At 30.0% G+C, this 21,249-nt stretch carries 17 protein-coding genes and 2 pseudogenes; 5 read left to right on the top strand and 14 right to left on the bottom strand.

Annotated elements, in window-relative coordinates:
* Positions 1–279 precede the first annotated feature (279 nt).
* From ACJAX4_RS05560 to ACJAX4_RS05550, 3 genes and pseudogenes are all read right to left on the bottom strand, one after another.
* Positions 280–1,136, bottom strand: a pseudogene (locus ACJAX4_RS05560) (CHASE4 domain-containing protein); the annotation flags it as partial.
* A gap of 638 nt (positions 1,137–1,774) precedes the next feature.
* Positions 1,775–2,917 (bottom strand): tRNA uracil 4-sulfurtransferase ThiI, encoded by a 1,143-nt coding sequence (thiI, locus tag ACJAX4_RS05555; protein WP_435788462.1) that lies wholly within the window; start codon positions 2,915–2,917, stop codon positions 1,775–1,777.
* 31 nt (positions 2,918–2,948) lie between these two features.
* Entirely contained in the window at positions 2,949–4,091 is a 1,143-nt protein-coding gene (locus tag ACJAX4_RS05550) for a cysteine desulfurase family protein (protein WP_435788461.1), read from the bottom strand.
* Between the two features lie 261 nt (positions 4,092–4,352).
* On the opposite strand from ACJAX4_RS05550, the gene ACJAX4_RS05545 reads away from it, so the two are divergent.
* Complete coding sequence (locus tag ACJAX4_RS05545) at positions 4,353–5,405, top strand: HD-GYP domain-containing protein (protein WP_435788460.1); 1,053 nt, start codon at positions 4,353–4,355, stop codon at positions 5,403–5,405.
* Positions 5,406–5,432: 27 nt separating this feature from the next.
* A complete protein-coding gene (locus tag ACJAX4_RS05540) occupies positions 5,433–6,338 on the top strand; it encodes a DMT family transporter (protein WP_435788459.1) in 906 nt (301 codons plus the stop codon).
* Between the two features lie 50 nt (positions 6,339–6,388).
* Here ACJAX4_RS05540 and ACJAX4_RS05535 read toward each other — a convergent pair whose 3' ends face one another.
* Together ACJAX4_RS05535 and ACJAX4_RS05530 are read right to left on the bottom strand one after the other, a co-directional pair.
* A complete protein-coding gene (locus ACJAX4_RS05535; protein ID WP_435788458.1) occupies positions 6,389–6,985 on the bottom strand; it encodes a metallophosphoesterase family protein in 597 nt (198 codons plus the stop codon).
* Positions 6,986–7,005: 20 nt separating this feature from the next.
* The gene (locus tag ACJAX4_RS05530; protein WP_435788457.1) at positions 7,006–8,919 is read right to left on the bottom strand and encodes a BMP family ABC transporter substrate-binding protein; all 1,914 of its coding nucleotides are present in this window, start codon (positions 8,917–8,919) and stop codon (positions 7,006–7,008) included.
* 241 nt (positions 8,920–9,160) lie between these two features.
* On the opposite strand from ACJAX4_RS05530, the gene ACJAX4_RS05525 reads away from it, so the two are divergent.
* Complete coding sequence (locus ACJAX4_RS05525; RefSeq protein WP_435788456.1) at positions 9,161–9,595, top strand: CBS domain-containing protein; 435 nt, start codon at positions 9,161–9,163, stop codon at positions 9,593–9,595.
* A gap of 74 nt (positions 9,596–9,669) precedes the next feature.
* Here ACJAX4_RS05525 and ACJAX4_RS05520 read toward each other — a convergent pair whose 3' ends face one another.
* Complete coding sequence (locus ACJAX4_RS05520) at positions 9,670–11,814, bottom strand: heavy metal translocating P-type ATPase (RefSeq protein ID WP_435788455.1); 2,145 nt, start codon at positions 11,812–11,814, stop codon at positions 9,670–9,672.
* A gap of 70 nt (positions 11,815–11,884) precedes the next feature.
* A complete protein-coding gene (locus ACJAX4_RS05515; protein WP_435788454.1) occupies positions 11,885–12,247 on the bottom strand; it encodes an ArsR/SmtB family transcription factor in 363 nt (120 codons plus the stop codon).
* A gap of 262 nt (positions 12,248–12,509) precedes the next feature.
* On the opposite strand from ACJAX4_RS05515, the gene ACJAX4_RS05510 reads away from it, so the two are divergent.
* Positions 12,510–13,493 carry a DUF3231 family protein gene (locus ACJAX4_RS05510; protein WP_435788453.1) on the top strand — a complete coding sequence of 328 codons (984 nt, stop codon included), beginning with the start codon at positions 12,510–12,512 and terminating at the stop codon, positions 13,491–13,493.
* A 198-nt stretch (positions 13,494–13,691) separates the two neighbouring features.
* Here ACJAX4_RS05510 and surE read toward each other — a convergent pair whose 3' ends face one another.
* The 4 genes from surE to ACJAX4_RS05490 all read right to left on the bottom strand — a co-directional run bounded on the left by surE (position 13,692) and on the right by ACJAX4_RS05490 (position 15,628).
* Entirely contained in the window at positions 13,692–14,444 is a 753-nt protein-coding gene (gene surE, locus ACJAX4_RS05505; protein WP_435788452.1) for a 5'/3'-nucleotidase SurE, read from the bottom strand.
* Positions 14,445–14,609: 165 nt separating this feature from the next.
* Positions 14,610–14,933: a hypothetical protein gene (locus tag ACJAX4_RS05500; RefSeq protein ID WP_435788451.1), complete on the bottom strand. Its 324-nt coding sequence runs from the start codon at positions 14,931–14,933 to the stop codon at positions 14,610–14,612.
* A 69-nt stretch (positions 14,934–15,002) separates the two neighbouring features.
* Entirely contained in the window at positions 15,003–15,323 is a 321-nt protein-coding gene (locus ACJAX4_RS05495) for a hypothetical protein (RefSeq protein WP_435788450.1), read from the bottom strand.
* On the bottom strand, positions 15,320–15,628 hold the full coding sequence (locus tag ACJAX4_RS05490) for a DUF2089 family protein (RefSeq protein WP_435788449.1): 309 nt from the start codon (positions 15,626–15,628) through the stop codon (positions 15,320–15,322). The genes ACJAX4_RS05495 and ACJAX4_RS05490 overlap by 4 nt, the downstream gene beginning before the upstream one ends.
* A 333-nt stretch (positions 15,629–15,961) precedes the next feature.
* Here ACJAX4_RS05490 and ACJAX4_RS05485 point away from each other — a divergent pair.
* Positions 15,962–17,422 (top strand): annotated as a pseudogene (locus ACJAX4_RS05485) (IS1182 family transposase).
* A gap of 433 nt (positions 17,423–17,855) precedes the next feature.
* Here the strand turns inward: ACJAX4_RS05485 and pepF are convergent.
* From pepF to ACJAX4_RS05470, 3 genes are all read right to left on the bottom strand, one after another.
* Positions 17,856–19,655 carry an oligoendopeptidase F gene (pepF, locus tag ACJAX4_RS05480; RefSeq protein WP_435788448.1) on the bottom strand — a complete coding sequence of 600 codons (1,800 nt, stop codon included), beginning with the start codon at positions 19,653–19,655 and terminating at the stop codon, positions 17,856–17,858.
* Between the two features lie 313 nt (positions 19,656–19,968).
* Positions 19,969–20,805, bottom strand: coding sequence for a YjjW family glycine radical enzyme activase (locus tag ACJAX4_RS05475; RefSeq protein WP_435788447.1), 837 nt, complete (start codon positions 20,803–20,805; stop codon positions 19,969–19,971).
* The coding region (locus tag ACJAX4_RS05470) for a glycyl radical enzyme domain-containing protein (RefSeq protein ID WP_435788446.1) at positions 20,798–21,249 on the bottom strand (452 nt) is incomplete at its 5' end. The genes ACJAX4_RS05475 and ACJAX4_RS05470, both read right to left, overlap by 8 nt.

Here is a 21,249-nt window from a genome sequence, read left to right as displayed (position 1 = left end):
TCCATACATAGCCACATCAGCGATATCAGTGAAAATTTTTATATTTATTTTATCATCACCCATGAAATCACTTATTTTTCTCCCAATTACTTTTTCTCTTTGCTGTTCCATAATTTCAAAAAAAGCATTATTACCATCTAAGATTACAAAATCAATAGGGATTCCCTCTTCACTAAAAACTATTTCATTATAAGCAAAGCAACTGACCATATTTGAAATTAACGAATAATACTTATTTTGCCCTAATTCTATCTTGTGACTATAGTTTGAAAGATCTTCTAACATATTATTAAACCCTTCAGCTAAGGAGGCTATTTCATCATTTCCACTGGTCTTCATTTTTATAGTTAAGTCTTTTGTGCGACTTATATTATGTACTATTGAATTCATTTTTATTAGTCGTTTTGCTACCACTTTATTTAAATAAATTAATACTATACCAAATAAACTAAAACTTATTAAAATAATGATAATAACAAAGTAGATTATACTTTTTGTGGCTTGTCTATATATATCCCTATTTACATTTATTTTAATAACTAAATATGGATTTCCCTCAATATCCGCTAATATTTTGTAACCTACTGCAGACCTTTTATTAACGTTTTTAATAGCTGCATTAGAATACCATTTTAAATCGCTTTTTAGTTTTAATTTTTTATTGTACTTTTCCATACTCAAATCAACCATAACACTTGAAGAAATTCTAGAAATTTGCATTTCATCTAAGTATCTTCCTGATATAATAAGACCCCCAGATGCTTTACTACCATCTGTAGTTGTTATAGGCTCCGCAACAAGAATCGCAGGTGTATTATTAATTTCAGTAATTCCTTTTATACTCTCCGAGTTTTTAATATTAGATAATTGCTTAACTTTATTCAAGATTTCTCTTTCTATTTTCTCGGTAAGAATCTCATTTTCATCATCATTCAAATTAAAATCATTACTTAATATAATTTCCCCTTGCTTGTCTATATAAATCATAAAATTAATTCTAAACTTTTTATATGATTCTAAATCATCAAAGTTGAAATTATGTATTCTTCATCTCTATTAATTGAAAAATCATATGATTCATCCCAAATCGAATAATCTTGGACGAAAGCACTTATATTATCCACTTCTATATTCATAGCATTATGAACTCTTTCCAAATCCCTAATAATACTTTTTTCTTAAGTTTTAGAAAAATCACCTAACAACATGCTCTTGGATAAAAACAATATTATTATTATAAAAACTGCTGCTGCTAAACCTACTGATCTTATAAACTTATTATATAATTTCATTTTTTCTCCTTATTAGAACATTATTGATAGTTAATATTTATTATATAATTATATTAAATAATTGTAAATAAAAATAAGCTAACATAAATGCAAAATCACTTTGTTAGCTTATTTTTTAGTAACATGATTATTTTAACCTACTGTATTTCCCTTTTGATTATTTTTCTGTTGTTTGTTTTTTGTGCCCTTAGGACCTGGTTTTTTTTTCGAATTATTTTTAGACATTTTAATCACCCCTCTACCATGTATTATAAAATCATAAAGCTTAGAGTTACCAGTTATAATATTTAAAAACATATATCCACTATTATCATTTACACTTTATTAGATTTAATACATGGCTATGTTAGGCATAAAATACTTGATTGTATAGGAACATTTATGGGCTTATTTTTATGACAATCCCATTTTTATGTTCTTTTATCATTAATATTATCTAACATAGTCTAATACATATGGTGAATTTTTTAACCCACATATATCTAATCGTATATTTCCATTCCTTCTATAGCATTTTGAACCAATTTATCAATATCCAAAACTGATTCAGACTTAATTATCTCTACTAACCTTGGTTTTGTTTTTGGATGCTTAGGAACAAAAATTGTACAACAATCCTCATAAGGTAAAATAGAAGTTTCATAGGTTTCTATTTTTCTTGAAACATCAATAATGTCAACTTTATCCATAGCCACTAAAGGTCTAAAAACTGGTCTATCTGAAACATCGTCACTTACCACAAGGCCTTCCATAGTTTGACTAGCCACTTGCCCTATACTCTCTCCAGTAGATACTGAGTTTATATTGTACTTTTCTGCAAGTACGCAAGCAAGTCTCATCATAAATCGTCTCATAATTATTGTTAATTCATCTTCTCTGCACTTTTCTATAATTTGCATTTGAATTTCTGTGAAAGAAACTACGTAAAGTGTTAGTTTTCCAGTATATTCTTTTAAAATATTAGTTAATTGCTTTACCTTATCCTTTGCTCTCTCACTAGTGTATGGGTGGCTATGATAATAAACTGCATTCACCTCTACTCCCCGTCTGGCCATCATATAACCTGCCACTGGGGAATCTATACCTCCTGATAACATAAGCATAGTACTGCCGTTCATTCCATAAGGAAGTCCACCCACTGCCTTTATTCTTTTAGAATAAATATATGCCATTTTTCTTATCTCTATATTTATAGTGCACTCTGGATTATGTACATCTACACTTACCTCTTCATTATTTTGTAATATATATGCTCCCACTTTTCTATTTACATCCATAGAATTTGGTTTAAAATCTTTATTTGCTCTGTTAGTTTCTACTTTAAATGTTTTAAAAGAGCTCTCTTTAATTTCTAAAAGTGCTTGTTCATCAATTTTTTCAAGTGTTGCTTCAACTTCTGTAACTATGCAAACCTCCATTACTCCAAAAACATTTTTAACCTTTTGTATAATCATATCCATCTGGTCAGAATATATAAACCATCTTCCACTATCCTCAACAAATTCGTAATTTAGATCTGTTAAAACGCTTTTTATATTATCTTTAAGTTTTTTCTCAAATTTACCTCTGTTAAGTCCCTTTAAAAATATTTCAGGTGCAAATTTTACTAAAATCAATTTTCTCATGTTTTTCCACTCCTCATTTGTGTTGTTCAAATCATTTTCTGTTAAACTTTCTTAAAAATTCCAGTGATTTCTCTAATTCTTCTATCACAAAGTCTATTTCATCTTTACTATTGTATTCGCTGAAACTAAAGCGTATAGTGCCACCTTGCTCCTCTATACTTCTTCCGATGCACTTTAATACTTCACTACTTTTATGGTTTTTTGAAGAACATGCAGATCCTGTAGACACATATATGCCTTTTTCTTCTAAAGCATGAACTAGCACTTCACCTTTAACACCTATAAATGAAACACTCAGTATATAAGGTGTAAAATGTGCTTCTAATTTACTATTAATTATTACATTATCTAGCTTTAACAGTTTTTCTATAAAATATTTCTTTAATTCTAATACAGTATTGAAATTATCATGCTGATTTTTCTGCATAATCTCTGATGCTATTCCAAATCCTACAATTCCAGCAAGATTTTCTGTACCGGATCTTAAATTTTTTTCTTGCCCTCCGCCGCTAATCAAACTATTTGGGATGAGTCCTTTCCTTATATAAGCAAACCCAACTCCGCGAGGCCCATGAATTTTATGCGCACTTGTAGACAACAAATCAATATTAGACTTTTTCACATCTATGTTAAGTTTACCATAGCTCTGTACTGCATCTACATGAAATTTAACCCTACTACTTTTCTCTTTAATTAATTTTCCTATAAGCTCAATGTCCTGAATAACCCCAACTTCGTTATTAACGTGCATTATACTAACGATTTGAGTATCCTTAGTTATACTATCAATTAACTGTTCTTTATTAATTCTACCATTTTCATCTACATCAATATAAGTAACCCTTACTCCTAAATCTTCTAAATCCTTGAATGTGTTACCTACACTTGGATGCTCTATTTTAGTGGTTATTATATGAGATGTACCCCTAGCAAAACCCTTTACAAGAAAATTATTGCTCTCACTTCCTCCTGATGTAAATATTATTTCCTCACTGCTGGCATTTATGCTTTTAGCAATATTTACTCTTGTCTCCCTAAGTTTTTTCTCCGCCTTAAATCCTAAACTATGGGCAGAAGATGGATTACCATAATAATTTTTCATAGTATTACATACAGCATCAATAACCTCATCATAAGGCCTTGTAGTTGCACTATTATCTAAATATATTTCCATATGCTTATTTTTCCCCTTATAACGTGTCTTATATTAATGAATTCTTAGTATTTTGATCTGATTTAATTATAAATATATTAATTGCAAATGTCAATTAAATAAGAAGTTTACTATTTTCTGAAAATACGATATCATTTAACCTTTATTGATAGGATAATATTTGTTTCTATGGTAAAATAAAATTACTAAACTTTTAAATATAAACTTACACATTTAAAAGTTAACAAAAGCTACGAATTATTTTTTAAGGGGGATTATTCTATGAATGCAAAAGTTAAAAATATAAACATTTACGAATTAAAACCAGGTATGATTTTATCAGAAGATTTAATAATAAACGGTTTAACTTTAGTCACCAAGGAAATTTCATTAAATGATTCTATGATAAAAAAAATTCTAGAATTCTATCCATCAAATACTATAAATATTTATGATGGCGATGAAGTGAACATACCTAGCTCACAAACTTCAAGACATGAAAATTTAATTCAAACTGAACTTGTACTAAATCGTTTTTCAAATAATATCGGTAATTTTTTAAATAGCATAGAATCTAATACAGAACTAGACTTAACAGAAATAAGATCTATGTCAAAAGAAATATTAGATAATCTTAATGATTATGGTTCTATATTAAAAACTATAACAAATTCTAATAACTTAGATGAATATCTTATACACCATTGTGTAAACGTTGCTCTTTTAAGTTCTATGCTAGGTAAGTGGCTTAATCTCCCTAAAAAAGAATTAACATTTTTGACATATTCAGCTTTTCTTCATGATATAGGTAAAACAAAAGTCAATCAAAATGTATTAAATAAGCCTTCAGCCCTTACAAAATCAGAATTCAAGGAAATTAAAAAGCATTCAATCTACGCTTATGATCTTGTACGAACTATCCCTTATTTAGATGAGTCTGTGGGACTCGGTGTACTTATGCATCATGAACGTTTAGATGGTTCAGGCTATCCATTTGGTTTAAAAGAAGATAAAATTAATGATTTTGCAAAAATTATAGGAATTACGGAAATGTTTGATGCTATGACCTCTGACAAAGTTTATAAGAAAAAACAAAATCCTCTTAAGGTGTTAGAATTCATGAAACATAGTTGTATTGATTTATTTGATTATAATTACCTCACTACCTTCATAACACAAATGTTAAATTACTACACTGGTGAATTGGTAACCCTTAATAATGGTTCAACTGGCAAGATAATTAAAATAGACGCAAATAATATTTCAAGACCACTTATATCTATTGATTCAAACTTTATAGATTTAAGTGTAGAAAAAGAGTTATTTATTGTATAGTACTAACATTTTAAAGGAGTGCTAACCATGAAAAATATTAACAAAAAAAAGAGTATCTTGGCAGATATGTCTTTACTATTAGTTGCACTTATGTGGGGTGGAGGGTTTATAGCTGTAAAAGGTGCTTTAGATAGCGTTACCCCTTTTTATATTATGGCAATGCGATTTGGTATTTCCGTAATAATTATGCTCGTAATTTTTAGAAAGAAAATTAAAAACATTACTATAAATGAGTTAAAGATTGGAACTTTGGTTGGGCTTCTATTATTTTTAGGGTTTGCAGCCCAAACTGTGGGTATGAAATATACAACTGCTGGCAAAAATGCTTTTTTAACTGGAACAAATGTAGTTATTGTGCCCTTCCTTTATTGGGTAATTAGCAAAAAGAGACCAGACTCATATTCATTAGTTTCTGCTTTTCTATGTTTTATTGGAATAGGAATGCTAACCTTAGATGGAGGCATACATATTGGCCTTGGAGACGGTTTGACCTTAATATGCGCAGTGTTTTTTGCAGCTCATATAGTTTCTGTTGGTGTTTTTATTGAAAAAGTCGATGCTATATCCCTTGTAATAATACAGTTAGGTGTTGCCGCAGTGTTCTCAATTATAGCTGCTTTGATTTACGAACCAATACCACAAGCATTAAATTCAGGTGCAATATTTGCTATTGGTTACTTAGCTATCTTTAGTACAATGATTGCATTTATTATACAAAATGTGGCACAAAAATATACAACCCCTACTCACGCTGCCATTATTCTATGTTTAGAATCCGTTATTGGTTCTATTTTATCTGTTATACTACTTAATGAAATATTTACATCAAAAATGGTTTTAGGAGCTTTGACTATATTTATAGCCATTATAACAACCGAAACTAAGTGGAATTTCCTTAAACGCAAGAAAATAAGCACTACGCACATAAACTAAAATATTGAAATTTCAAAAAGTCCATGGGCTGCCATTGCCCATGGACTTTTTTAAATTTCAATAATATGATACTTAAATGCATTTATAGTAACGGTTGTGTTATAAATCATTTTTCGTGCACCATTACCATAATCTAAATGCTGGTGGCCATAAAAAAAATATTTTGGAGAATATTTATTTAAGACATTCACAAATGCTTCAAATCCCTGATGACATACATCTTTTCCATCCCCTATACCTTTTGCAGGTGAGTGTGTTACTAATATATCAAATCCTTTATTCTTCCATAGCGATAATTTTAGCCTTGAAACTCTTTTGTACATTTCCTTTTGAGAATATTGAAAAACGCCTTTATTGTAGTCAATAGATCCACCAAGGCCCAATATTCTAATGTTTTTATAAACAAAAATTTTATCATCAATAGGGATACATCCGCCCGGTGGTTTTTCTAAATACCTAGTATCATGGTTCCCATTAACATAAATCAGGGGAGCATTAATCATGGTAGCTATATATTCCAAATAATCTGCTTTTAAATCTCCACATGATATTACAAGTTCAATATCTTTGAATCTTTCATGATCAAAATGATCCCAAATATAACTATCTTCAACATCTGAAACTAATAAAACCTTAACGTTAATCACCTTCTCATTCTTTGAATGTTTTAATCTGTTATAGGAATTTCACCTATTACATTATCTACAAACCAATCCATATATAACATATCCTCATAGTTTCCTATGTCACCGTCATTTATCCTAACTTCACCTTTGGTGTCGTAAATTGGACCAACAAAGGTATGATGTCTATTTTCAATTATTAACTCTCTTATAATATCTACTAATTTTTGAGTTTGAATTGGCACATTATGTTTTGAATATATAATATCCACAAGACCTGAGTCCATACCCCACCAAAAGCTTACACGTTTAGATTCGGTACTAAATATACCTTTAAAACTACCATTCACTATATTTCTGAGTATTTTCTCGTAAAACTGTCCCCAGTCCCATGTAATTAAACCATAGTTTACATCAGGTACCCATTTTTCCTCTTTTTCACTATATTTTAGTGAATATAGTCCAAAGTCTCTTGATCCCTTGCCTAAAGCTATTAAATCATTTTGCATTATAAGATCTGCACCACTCTTTTTAAGGCCTTGAATTAAATCTTTAGAATGCTCCATATCACCCGGCTCATTAAGCCATGAAATAATAACTTTTGCATTTGGATTTACAGTTTTAACGCCTAGTGCAAAAGCATTAATTCCTGTTATAATTTCAGTTTCACTATGCATATCTATATATCCTATAATGTTTGTTTTAGTAATAGCCCCTGCAATAAGCCCCAATAAAAACCTTGGTTCATGAGAGCGCCCAAAATATGTGCTTACATTTCTATAAGCCTTTACTGGAGAACAGTTGAAAAATTTAATATTATCATACTTTAAAGCGGCTCTAAGAGTTGTATTAAGATAAGATGGACATGTAGTAAAGATAATATCGTAATCCTCATCACATAAACCTCTTAATACCTCGTAATCATCACCATCAGTTTGAAAATTATTTATTACAAATGTCTCTACTTCACCTTCTAATTGCTTCTGCGCATATACTCTACCTATATTATGAACATAGCTCCAACCTGATGTTTGAATAGTTTTTTCAAAAACAAAAGCCACCCTTAATTTTTTATGAGGTACGACTAAATTTGTAAATGAGGTAATAACATTTTTTTTATGAACATCGAAAGGTTCTGTTTGAATATCTACCGCATTGTTTTTTAAAAGTATTCTAAGTTCTTCTAAAAACTTATGAACTCTTGATTTCCTCTTTGTTTCTTTAAATTCATCTGAGATACCATAGATTCTTATATACTCTAATAACGCATCTCCTGTAGTAATGTCTAATTTTTCTCCACCTAATTCATAAAATGTGTTCCTAAATGGATAATAAACATTTTTCAAAAAATGCTGGTATCTATCCGCAAAGAGGTCAAGCTTTGGATCATATTCATCTAAATACTTACTAAGCTCTGTGAATCTCCCAACCTTTGTAAACCAAATATCATTTATCCCTGTCTTATTATTAAACTCCAAAAATTCATAGTATATTATGTTGTTTAAATCCTGCTCATCTCTTTTAGGAACTAGTCTAGTAACCTCTCCCTCTATTGAATAAGCATCAACATAATTTAGTACACTTACCCGTTTATTACCCTCCATAACATAGAAGTCATTCATATACTCATAAATCTTAATAGGGTCTCTTATTCCATCGTTAATATGATGTGCATAAAGTGCTTGCCATTTCATAGAAAACTCACTGTCTTCACTAGCCAGCGGAAGAAAGTTCATTGCGAAATCTCTACTCCTTGTATAAAAATAAGTTCCCAGTATCTTTTTTAATGGAATACTCTTGATTCCAAGTGGCACTTCTGCTACTATATCTACTTTTTTCAAAATACTATCTAAGGATAATATATGGCCAGAGTTACCTTTTGCTATATCAGTATAGTATCTTACTTTAGCTGATTTGCTAGCCTTTTTATATTCATCAATTGATGAAAAATTGTTCATACACTCACTCCTTGGTTATTTAATCAATACTTTATAGCTGTCAGTACCAACACTATAATAACATATTACGGAAAATATTCTTGTTTCTATTATATTATACCAACGGCTATATTATCAACTTATTATAAATGGCTAAGCGATGATTTAATATATTATTAACAAATAAATGTAAAATATATGTTATAATGGTATTGTTAGATAGTTTGACAGAAAAATAAAAATCTTTAAAGGATGGTTAAATATGAACATAGCTTTTTTCCTAATGCCTAAAAATGAAGTTGTTTATGAAACACCCAGTTCTACAATGAAGCAAGCGTTAGAACGTATGGAGTACCACAGATATACGGCTATACCCCTTATAAATGAAAAGGGACATTATGTAGGTACTTTAACTGAAGGTGATTTATTATGGAAACTAAAGAACACTCCAAATTTAAGTATTATTAATACAAATGATATTTTAATTAAAGATATTCCAAGACGCATATATAACAAACCGGTATTAATTAATGCAGACATAGAGGACTTAATTGTTTTAGCAAAAAATCAAAATTTTGTTCCCGTTGTAGATGATAAAGATGTTTTTATAGGAATAATTAAAAGAAGTTATATAATAACTTATTGTTATAATTTATTATATTCTAATGAAGACTTGAAAAAATTTAATTTAATATAATTAACTTGGTTAAATACACATAATTTATAATAAACCACCTATACTAGCTAATGTCTAGTATAGGTGGTTTGTTTTTAACTTTCAATCTTCATTGCCCTCATAGAATTTAACACTGCAATTAGAGCAACCCCAACATCACCAAAAACAGCTTCCCACATAGTTGAAATTCCAAAAACCGCCAATATCAAAATCACTATTTTTACACTTAGGGCAAATACTATATTTTGCATAACGATTTTTTTAGTTTTTTTAGCAATCTTAATGGCTTCTGCTATTTTTGAAGGTTCATCCGTCATTATTACTATATCGGCAGCTTCTATAGCAGCATCAGAACCTACTCCACCCATTGCTATCCCTATATCCGCTCTTGCAAGAACTGGTGCATCATTAATGCCATCCCCTACAAATGCTATCTTACCTTTAGATGATTTTTGCCTATCTATGGCTTCTAATTTTTCAACCTTCTCATGTGGAAGAAGTTCTGAATAAACTTCATCTACCCCTAATTTTTTTCCAATACTCAATGCTATATCTTCGTTGTCTCCGGTAAGCATCACTATTTTTTTAACTCCCATTGCCTTCAAACTATTTATAGCGCGAATGGAATCTTCTTTTATCTCATCAGAAATTACAATACTGCCTGCATATTTCTTGTCTATAGCAACATATATTACAGTTCCTTTGCTATCAGCTTTGCTATATGAAATATTCTCACTATCCATCATTTTTGAATTACCTGCTAATACATATTTACCTTTCACTTTAACTTTAATACCTTTTCCAGCTATTTCGTAAAAATCACTAATATCATCTTTGCTTACATCTTTACCATATGCTTTTACTATAGATGCTGCAATAGGATGGTTCGAATAACTTTCTGCATAAGCCGCATATTCCAGTAGCTCTTCACTATTTATTTCATTCTCTGTATGCATCTCTGTAACCTTGAATACTCCTTTAGTTAGCGTTCCTGTCTTATCAAAAATCACCACTTCAACACTATTTAAGGCCTCTAGGTAATTTCCACCCTTAACCAAAATTCCACTTTTAGATGCAGCACCTATCCCCCCGAAAAAACCAAGTGGAATTGATATTACTAGTGCACAAGGACAAGATACTACTAAAAATACCAATGCTCTGTATACCCACTGTGAAAATGTAGCTCCAGGTATTAAAAGAGGTGGTAATATAGCAAGGGCCGCTGCACTTACAACAACAACGGGAGTGTAATACCTTGCAAACTTTGTTATAAAATTTTCAGTTGGCGCTTTTTTATTACTTGCATTTTGCACTAAATCCAAAATTTTTGCCAAGGTTGATTGTCCAAATTCTCTCGAAACTTCTATAGTTAATAGACCATTTTTATTGATACATCCTGCTAAGATTTCGTCCCCTGTCTTAGCTGCTCTTGGAACAGATTCACCAGTTAATGCGGATGTATCTAATAGTGACTTTCCTTCTATAACTATACCATCAAGAGGTACTTTTTCTCCTGGTTTTACTATTATAATATCTCCAATTTTCACCTCTTCTGGATCTACTTTAATATATTCACCACTGACTTTCTTGTTTGCATAGTCTGGTCTTATATCCATTAATGCTGTTATGGATTTTCTTGATTTATTTGTAGCCATATCTTGAAAAAATTCTCCTATTTGATAAAAAAGCATAACCCCCACACCTTCTGCAAATTCACCAATAGAAAACGCACCCACCGTAGCTAGCGCCATTAAGAAATTCTCATCAAACACTTGTCCTCTTAATATATTGCGTCCTGCTACAAAAAGCACTGGCCCACCAATTAACAAATAGCTTATAAAAAATATTGTAAATTCCACTAAATAATCTAGTTTAAATATGATTGCTATAGTGAAAAATACTATCCCAATAGAAAAACGGATAATTTTACTCTTATTATTTCCTTCTCCCTCATTACTATGATTGTGGTTATGACCATTTTCCTCATGTTTAGATCTATTTGCATTCTTTTCTATAACCACAACATCAGGTTCTATTTTCTTAACTATTTTCTTTATTTCTTGCGTAATCGATAATATTTTACTTTCATCTTCGGATTGAATTAATAAGTTCTTTTTGATAAAATTTATATTTGCATCTAATACTCCATCTATTTTTTTACACTGATATTCAATTTTGCTGGCACAATTAGCACAACCTAATCCTTGTAAAATGAATTCTATCTTAATTGTATTATTCATTTTCTTTTCCTCACCCCGCTTTGAAAATTTTTATGTCTTTTGAAATAATTTTGGTTTATATACTAGAATATTATCTAAATTCTTTTATGTGTATAAGTCCTTGATCAAAAATTTGTTTAACATGCTCGTCATCCAAAGAATAATAGACAACCTTACCTGCTTTTCTATATTTAACAAGCCTAGCATTTTTAAGTACACGCAGTTGATGTGAAATAGCTGATTGAGTCATATTAAGAAGAGCCGCTATATCACAAACACACATCTCACTTTCAAATAATACACAAAGAATTTTAATTCTTGTACTATCTCCAAAAACCTTAAAAAGCTCTGCAAGGTCATATAATGTTTCTTCCTGTGGAATTATTTTTTTTACTTTCTCCACCACATCCTCATGTATAGTAGAACAATTGCAAACTTCAATATCTTTTCCCATTTACTTACCCTCCATATAATATGAACATATGAATAATGGTTCATATGTTCATATTATATGTCACACTTCATAACTTGTCAACACAAAACAGCAAATGCAGAAAATGAATATATCAAAAGTTTATCCCCATATAAAATACAGTATTCTTTTGTTATGAAAAACTATATAAAAGTATAATTTAATATGGTTTAGATAATAATATTGTTTAGAAATATTATTATAAATGTTGTAATTATAAATTTAAAAAGAAAGAAGGATTTAAATGACAACGGAAGCAAAGATACAATTAACTTCCTCAGAATTAAGTACATTATGGATGCTTTATACATCACAAACAGAAAGGCTAACATTATTTGATTTATTCAGAAATAAAACTATTGATAAAGAGGCTCAAAACATATTAAATTCCTACATAACCGACACGACAAATATAAAAAATAAGATTATTAATTTATTTAATAATGAAAATATTGTTATTCCATTAGGAATTAATGAAAAAGATATTGTAAGTGAAGTACCTCCTCTATTTGATGACATTTTCAATATAATGCATCTTCGTAGGGGTATGAAATTAGCTTCTGGTCGTACTGGTGTATTTTCCGTAATGTCATATATGAAAGAGGTTAATGACATATTTAAGCTTGACTTCGAAATTGCTAATAAATATTATATGATGACAACAAACTACCTATTAGTAAAAGGAGTGCTTACAAAGTCACCACATGCACCTATGCCAAAACAAGTAGAATTTATTGAAGATAAAAACTACATGAGTGGATATAATCTTTTATCTGATAAACGCTCACTAGATACAATTGAGGTTAGTTATATCAGTGAAACTATAGAGAATAACATTTTGGATATGAAGTTGTTGACAGGATTTGCACAAGTTGCAACAGAAATTGAAGTTAAAAAATATTTCATAGAAGGTAAAGAATTATTAAAAAAACACATTGCTGAGCTAAGTAATCTGCTATTACAAAGTGATATTGAACCTCCGAATACATTGGCAGGTATAGTTACAGATTCAACTCAAACACCTTTCTCTGATAAACTTATGATGTATATAAACGGTTTACTATCCAGCACACCATTAGGATTTACTGGATTAGATACACCTTTTAGTATGAGAAATGATTTACCTCTTAAACTTGGACTTATTTCAAAGGATATATTTGAATATTCAAAAAAAGGCGGAAAAATAATGATTGAACACAAATGGATGGAACAGCCACCTCAAATGTAAGATAGAAATCACCTTACAAAATAAAAAACTAAATATTAGTATTTCTATACGAAAATGACCGGTTCTCATTACTTTTTAAAAAAATAATTAATTTGAGAACTAATAAAACAAAGCCAATTAGCTCTGTTTTATTAGTTTTGAATCAAACAAAATATTTTTGTGCATTGATTTTGATTTATATATTTTAATACGCAATGCTTAGAACCATTCACTAACATCCTTTAATATTTTAAAATTAGTTAAATCATAATGAAGTGGCGTTACAGTAACGTACCCTTCTTTAAAATATAATGTATCGGAACATTCATCATGAATATCTTTTAGTTCACCATTAATTTGATACTGAGTATCATTGTTTTCTAAAGTAGTTTTTATATAACAATTGTCATACAACCTACTTCCAATCTTACATACTTTTATTCCTTTTATTTCATTTTCGTTTAGTAATGGAACATTTACGTTTAATACTATATCATCCTTAATATTATTCTTTTTAGCTGTAAGCAATATTTCTCCAGCATATCTTGCTGCCATTTCGTAATTTTCAACATTCCCCTTAACAGCCATAGACATCGCCATGGAAGGTGTTTTATAAATAGCTGCTTCAATAGCCGCAGAAACTGTGCCAGAGTATAAAACATCTGTGCCTAAATTTAATCCTTTATTTATTCCTGATACTACCATATCTATTTCACCATCAATAAGTTCATTTATTGCTATTTTCACACAATCCGCAGGTGTTCCATCGACGCTATAGGATTTTAATTTTAACCCCTCCAGCATAACTTCTCTCACAATAAGTGGCCTTGCAAGCGTTATTGAATGTCCACAGGCACTTCTTTCACTATCTGGTGCTACGATAATAACTTCATGATTTTTTTCAAGCTCTTTTGCTAGTGCATATATACCTTTTGCATTTATACCATCGTCGTTTGTAAGTAATAATCTCATTTTAATTCCTCCCTATAATTCATATACTGTATTTTATTCAAATTCAATTAATTTACATTTAGTTTCTTTATAATGATTATTATTGACTAATGCTTGATAATATATATTACCATGATTTCGAAGTTTCTGCATTGAGGTTTATTGTTGTTTTTACTAAATAGGCTATTAATATAAATGACGCTCATATTGAAACCACGAGTAGACTCTTATACATAAAGCCAGCAATGATAAAACTGATATATACCGAAGTTCTTGAATAAATAATACAATAACACCAACTATTACTGCTAGTATTGTACTTACATTGCCCATAGTTCCATTTATTGGTGTGTTCCCTACAAATATTGAAGATAACCCCTTTATCTCATTTACAAAGCATTCTTCATGATATGGAGATATTGATAAAAAATTATTTGTTACAACTAAATCATCAATATCAGTAATTTCTCCACAACACTTTTCACAATGAATAGTCTTGTTTCCCTTCATTCTAAATTCCCCCTAACTCAAAACCAAGTATTTTTTCTGTGTGTATTTCTTTCGTATATAAAGAAATCATTATAGATCTTGAATATTCATTTTATCTATTTCTTTTTTCTTTTTAAATTTTTCACGACAAGCAAAGTATATAACAAGTAAAATAATTGTTGAAATATTACTTACAAACAATAGCACAAGAAATTGCACTATTCTTTCAACAACTGATAAATCACCCATCACTGGCGTAATTAATAATATCACAATAGAAAATAAAAAACTAATTATAGGCAATATTAAACCAAGCCACTTATTCTCTTTTTTTGACAAGAATATTTGCAGAATAACAGTACCTACCAAAAACAATATACATATTAAAATAAAGAATAATAACTTCGTCATTTTAAATCAATCCCTCCTTTTGTTTTTTTATATTCTGAAATTAATATTTTAGCAGTATCAAAATCCAATTTTTCATTTAGTGCCAATTTCTTTATTAGCGAAACATAAGGCTCATTTGTAATATCCTCTGATATTTGTATTTTTTGAATTACTCTATCTAATCTAAGTCTTACCGTAGGATAAGTAACCCCATAAATACCTGCAATCTCTTTTAATGACCCTGAAGACATTATAAACTTTTTAATAAAACTTATATCTTCATCCTCCAAAGTCGCTAACCAATCTGGTACTACATTTATTGGCATTTTAACATCACTCCACAACTTTATTTGTATTTTATTTAATATATTTATTAACAATATTAAGTATAACCTTTAACATTGTTAAAGTAAATCATAATTATGTAAATTATTATATTTTTACATGTTACACTTTTAAATGAATACCTAACGGATAATTTATATAATAATATGCAAAAACACAGGTGAAAATTTGAGGCCACTGAAAAACTATATAAAAAATCGTCATCAAATTAATTATGGCAATTTTTTTTGTATAAATGACTAAAAAGCAAAAATGAATTTTGAAGGATATGTCGAATAAGTATAGTAGAGTAAAACAAAAGGAGCTAAACTATTATGCTAAAAGGACAGTTGGAGATAGAAATAAATACATATCATAACTTATATTCGTTAATTATACCAAAAAATAATATTTTAAAGCAAATTAATGACCTTGTTGACTTTTCATTTGTATATGATGAATTAATGGTTAACTATAGTTTATCAATGGGTAGAGGTACTATTAATCCTATAATGCTATTTAAATATTTACTTTTGAAAGTAATCTATGAATTGTCGGATGAAGATGTTGTTGAAAGGGCCCTTTATGACATGTCCTTTAAATATTTTCTAAATTTAGCCCCAGAAGAAACAAATTTAATAAACTCAAGTACATTAACTAAATTTAGAAAGCTTCGTATTAAAGACATGAACTTATTGGATTTATTAATAAATAAAACTGTAGAACTTGCTATAAAAGAGGGAGTTTTAAAAAGTAAAGCAATAATAGTTGATGCGACACATACTAAGTCACGTTATAACCAAAAATCAGCGAGAGAAGAATTATTGGAACGTGCAAAAAACTTAAGAAAAACATTGTACGGGGTAAATCCTGAGATAAAAGAAGATTTACCTAATAAAGTTACAACTGGAGTACTTGAAGATATTCTTGAGTACTGCGAACTATTAATTGATAGCATAAACAAGAAGCCAGAAATTGTAGCAAATCCAGCTGTTAAAATTAAATTAAACTACTTAACTGAAGCTTTTAATGATGACTTAGAAAATCTAAAACTATCAAAAGATGAGGATGCTAAAGTAGGGCATAAAACTGAGGATAGTTCTTTTTTTGGATATAAATCACACCTTGCTATGAGTGAAGAACGTTTAATTACCGCAGCTGTTATTACAACTGGCGAAAAAAGTGATGGAAAGGAACTAATAACCTTAATAGAAAAAAGCCGTGAAGCTGGTGTTGGAGTTAACGAAGTTATTGGAGCTGCAGCTTATTCTGGAAAGAAAAATATAGAATATACGAAAGAAAATAAAATTGCATTAATTTCAAGACTAAATCCTATAATTTCACAAGGAACACGAAAAAAAGAAGACGAATTTGAATTTAATAAAGATGCTGGCTTATTTGTATGTTCGGCAGGACATATGGCTATTAAAAAAGCAAAACAAGGAAAGAAGAATGTTGGTAGAAATTGAGTGCTTACTTACTATTTTAATGTAGAGAAGTGTAAAATTTGTGCCCATAAAAATGGGTGCTATAAAGAAGGTGCTAAATCTAAGACTTATTCAGTTGTAATAAAGTCAAATACTCACGAAGATCAAATAGAGTTCGAAAAAAGTGAATATTTTAAAACACGTGCTAGGCAACGTTATATGATAGAGGCTAAAAACAGTGAACTTAAGCACCAGCATGGCTATGATGTAGCAATATCGTCAGGCTTAATTGGCATGCAAATGCAAGGTGCGTTATCAATCTTCACAGTTAATCTAAAGAGAATAATTAAGTTAAAAAGCATTAAATAGTGCTTTTTTAACTTAATTATAAAAATATGGATATTTCATGCTTTTTCTGTTAAAGCTTAAAAACTTTACTGAAAAAAGAGTGCTTTTTTCAGTGGCCTCGAAAATTTCCACCTGTGTTTTATATTAATCATTTATTTTTGTTTTATTTTATACCTTTGTTACATAGTACATAGTATTCAGGATAAATGCGCATATCCCACAGAATACCAACTTTCGAAATCGCCACATTTTATTCTTAGGATGTAACGTATCTCTTTTTGAATTCATTGACTCTGTTAGTGTGAGACATCTGCTTAAAATAACATCTAAATATCAAGTATCAATTTTCTCCGAAGTGGCTTGCAATAAGAGGCGCAGAAACATTGAATTTCTTAATGCAATTTCACGTTTAAATCCCTTATTGCAAGGCACGCAGGAGATATTTCATACCTTCCTATATCTCTTTTTCGAGCATTTCCAAAAGCTCGTCAAATCTTCTTATAGTATCCTCCAAAGGTTTCGGAGTTGACATATCTACCCCTGCCTTTTTAAGTAAATTTATTGGATAGTCACTTCCACCACTTTTTAGGAATCCCTTATATCTTTCTACAGCACTTTCGCCCTCGTTAGTTATCATCTTACTGAAAGAATTAGCTGCTGCAAAACCTGTAGTATATTGATACACATAAAAATCATTATAAAAATGAGGTATCCTAGACCATTCCATATCTATACCCTCATCTACCACCATTTGAGGTCCAAAATACTTCACATTTAAATCATGATATATTCTACATAAATCCTCTGGTGACAATGGATTACCCTCTTCTATATTTTCATGAGTTACTTTTTCAAACTCTGCAAACATACATTGTCTAAACACCGTAGTCCTTATCCCCTCTAATTGCTGGTTTATTAAGAACAACCTTTTCTTCTTATCTGTCTCATTTTTAATTAAATAATCTATTAATAAACATTCATTAGTTATGGATGCTACTTCTGCACAAAATAGTTCATAATGCGAATATATATATGGTTGATTCTTCTTTGAATAATAAGAATGAATGGAATGCCCCATTTCATGAGCAAGAGTAGATACATCATTCAACTTATAATTATAATTTAGGAGTACATATGGCATGCTATCATAACATCCCCAGGAATAAGCCCCTGTTCGTTTGCCCCTATTCTCAAATACGTCTACCCACCCCTCACTAATTCCTTCTTTAAATATATCTAAATATTCTTTACCTAGTGGTTTTATACCATCTAACACAATTTTAACACCATCCGCATACTCAATATGATCTTCCCCAGCATCCACCATTGGCACGTATAAATCATACATATGAATTTCATCAAGGCCTAGCAGTTTCTTCTTAAGGCTTACATATTTATGAAGCGAAGATAAATTGTTATTTATCGTATTAACAACATTACTATATACCTCTAATGGAATATTATTGGGTTTAAGTGAGCTTTCTAATGCCGAGGAATAATTTCTTGTTTTTGCATTAAATATAAAATTCTTAATTGAAGATGTTAAGGAAGTTGTTAAAGTATTTCTAAACCCATTATAAGTCTTAAATAATGCTTCAAAGGCCTCTTTTCTTATTCTTCTATCCTTTGATTTTATAAAACTGCTATAATTCCCTTCTGTTAATTCAATCTCATTACCACTTTCATCCTTTATACTTGTAAATGTCATATCTGCATTTGTAAGCATTCCAAATATATTTCCTGGTGCATTTAAACAATCGCTAACAGAGGCCATAAGTTTTTCTCCCTCTGAACTTAAAATATGAGGCTTTTGATCTAAAATATCCTTCAGATAAAATTCATATAGTTTAAGTTCTGGAAGTTTACAAATTGCATCATCGATAGCTCCATCTTTTAATGATAATAGTTCAGGAACGAAAAATGCCGTGACACTGGAAACCTCTGCGCCGTAAGAATCAATCTTATTTTTAAGAACTTGGAACTCTGCCTTAGCTGTATCCTCATCTGATCTTAAATGTGCATATACAAGTAGTTTATCTAGAAGTCTTTCAATTTCTACATTGCTTTCTAAAAAAGATAATAATTCTTCAGCCTTTCCAAGTTTCCCTGAAAAACTTTTCATTTTTGGTACTTTGAGTTTTAATATTTTCAAATCCTCTTCCCATGCTTCAGAATTTGTATACATCTTATCAACTTTCCACTTAAACGTACTATCTATCTCATCTCTAGTCTTAAGTTTTTTAACTTCACTCACTAAAAACCCCTTCTTTCTTTATAATTTTATTTCATTAAATCTCTTTTATTATTCCTTTATAGCTTTAAAAATTAAATGTGTAGGAATGCAACAGTATTATGCATTGTACAATAATCCATATACTTTTCATCCCCTATATTAATAAATCAAACCACAAAGTAAGTATATGCTTTGCTGAAGTTATAGTATTCCCAGTTATCTTTAAATAAATTACATTTTTTTAAATAACATATTATAACTATATTATCATATAATTTAAATGAAATCCATAAAGTAAAAACCTCACATTTTGTGAGGTTTTTAGTGAATATAATCATACTATAACTACATTTCTGCAACCATTATTCTCCGCTATCTTCGCCAGTTTCTTCATAGTCTCATCATTAGGCGTATAACTATTTATTTTATCAGTTCGTACACCAACCTGCCTATATTTTATAAGTTTATATCTTATATTAGGATTTAAAATAGCGATAAGTCTACTAATTTCATCTACATTATTATAGTTATCTAAAACTTCTGGTACAATAACAGTTCTAATTTCATAGATTTTATTTAACTTAGCTAAATATTTAACATTTTCTATAACCGTAGTATTTCCCATGCCTGTTAGTTGCTTGTGCTCCTCGTTATCATAGGATTTTATATCTACCATTGCCATATCCATAACGTAAACTAGCTCCTTATGTTCCCATAAGGGCACTGACCCATTGGTATCTACAAAACATGTTAAATTCATCTTTTTAACTTCTCTAAATAAATCTGTTAAAAACTCACTTTGTAGGGTGCACTCCCCACCTGAAACTGTAATTCCAGATATGAAAGATTTATTCTTATTTATTTCCCCGATAACTTCGTCTACAGTCATATTAAGTGCTTTAGGAGAACTGTTTCTTTTGCAAAGCTTTAAACATTCATCACACGTGCTACAGGCCTTGGGGTTCCACACAACATTATTAGCTTTAATTTGAAGAGCATTATAATGGCAAGCACTTAAACACTCACCGCAACTATTACATACATTTATAGTCTCTGGGTTGTGGCAATAAGAGCAGTTAAAATTACACCCTTGCAAAAATATAGCTGTTCTATTTCCTGGCCCGTCCACAGAGCTAAAAGGTATAATTCGGTTTACTAGTCCCTTAATCATTTTTTCTTATCTTTCTGTCTAGTACTCTTTGGTTTAGAGCTGCTCCAAGTCCTAGTGCTACTGTATCCTGAAGCACCTGTTTCCCCTTTTGTAATTTTTCCATCTCTGATCTTTTAACAAGATACCCCGTAATTCTTATTACGTCACAATCAGTAGAATAGGCTGAAAAATATCTCATTTTTTGCTTAAAAGCACCTTTAATTATATCTAACACATATGCTGGATTACCTTTTACAGTGCTATCAAAATTAAATATATCGCCTATTCCTGAAGGAAAGAACTTATGGAATTTAGCTGCCTCGACTATGTGCTGTAAAAGTTCAGGTTCATCTCCAATTGGGATTCTACATCCTGGGCTTATTCCCATATCAGAATCAATTCCCACTTGAGCATGTAATAAGTATTTCCCCTTAGTTATAACGCAGTTAGGATCATTATATTTAT

The sequence above is a fragment of the Clostridium sp. genome, assembly GCF_051278035.1.
GTDB lineage: Bacteria > Bacillota > Clostridia > Clostridiales > Clostridiaceae > Clostridium_AD.
The sequence above is the reverse complement of the archived record's forward strand: the minus strand, read 5'-3'. Positions and strand labels throughout refer to the sequence as shown.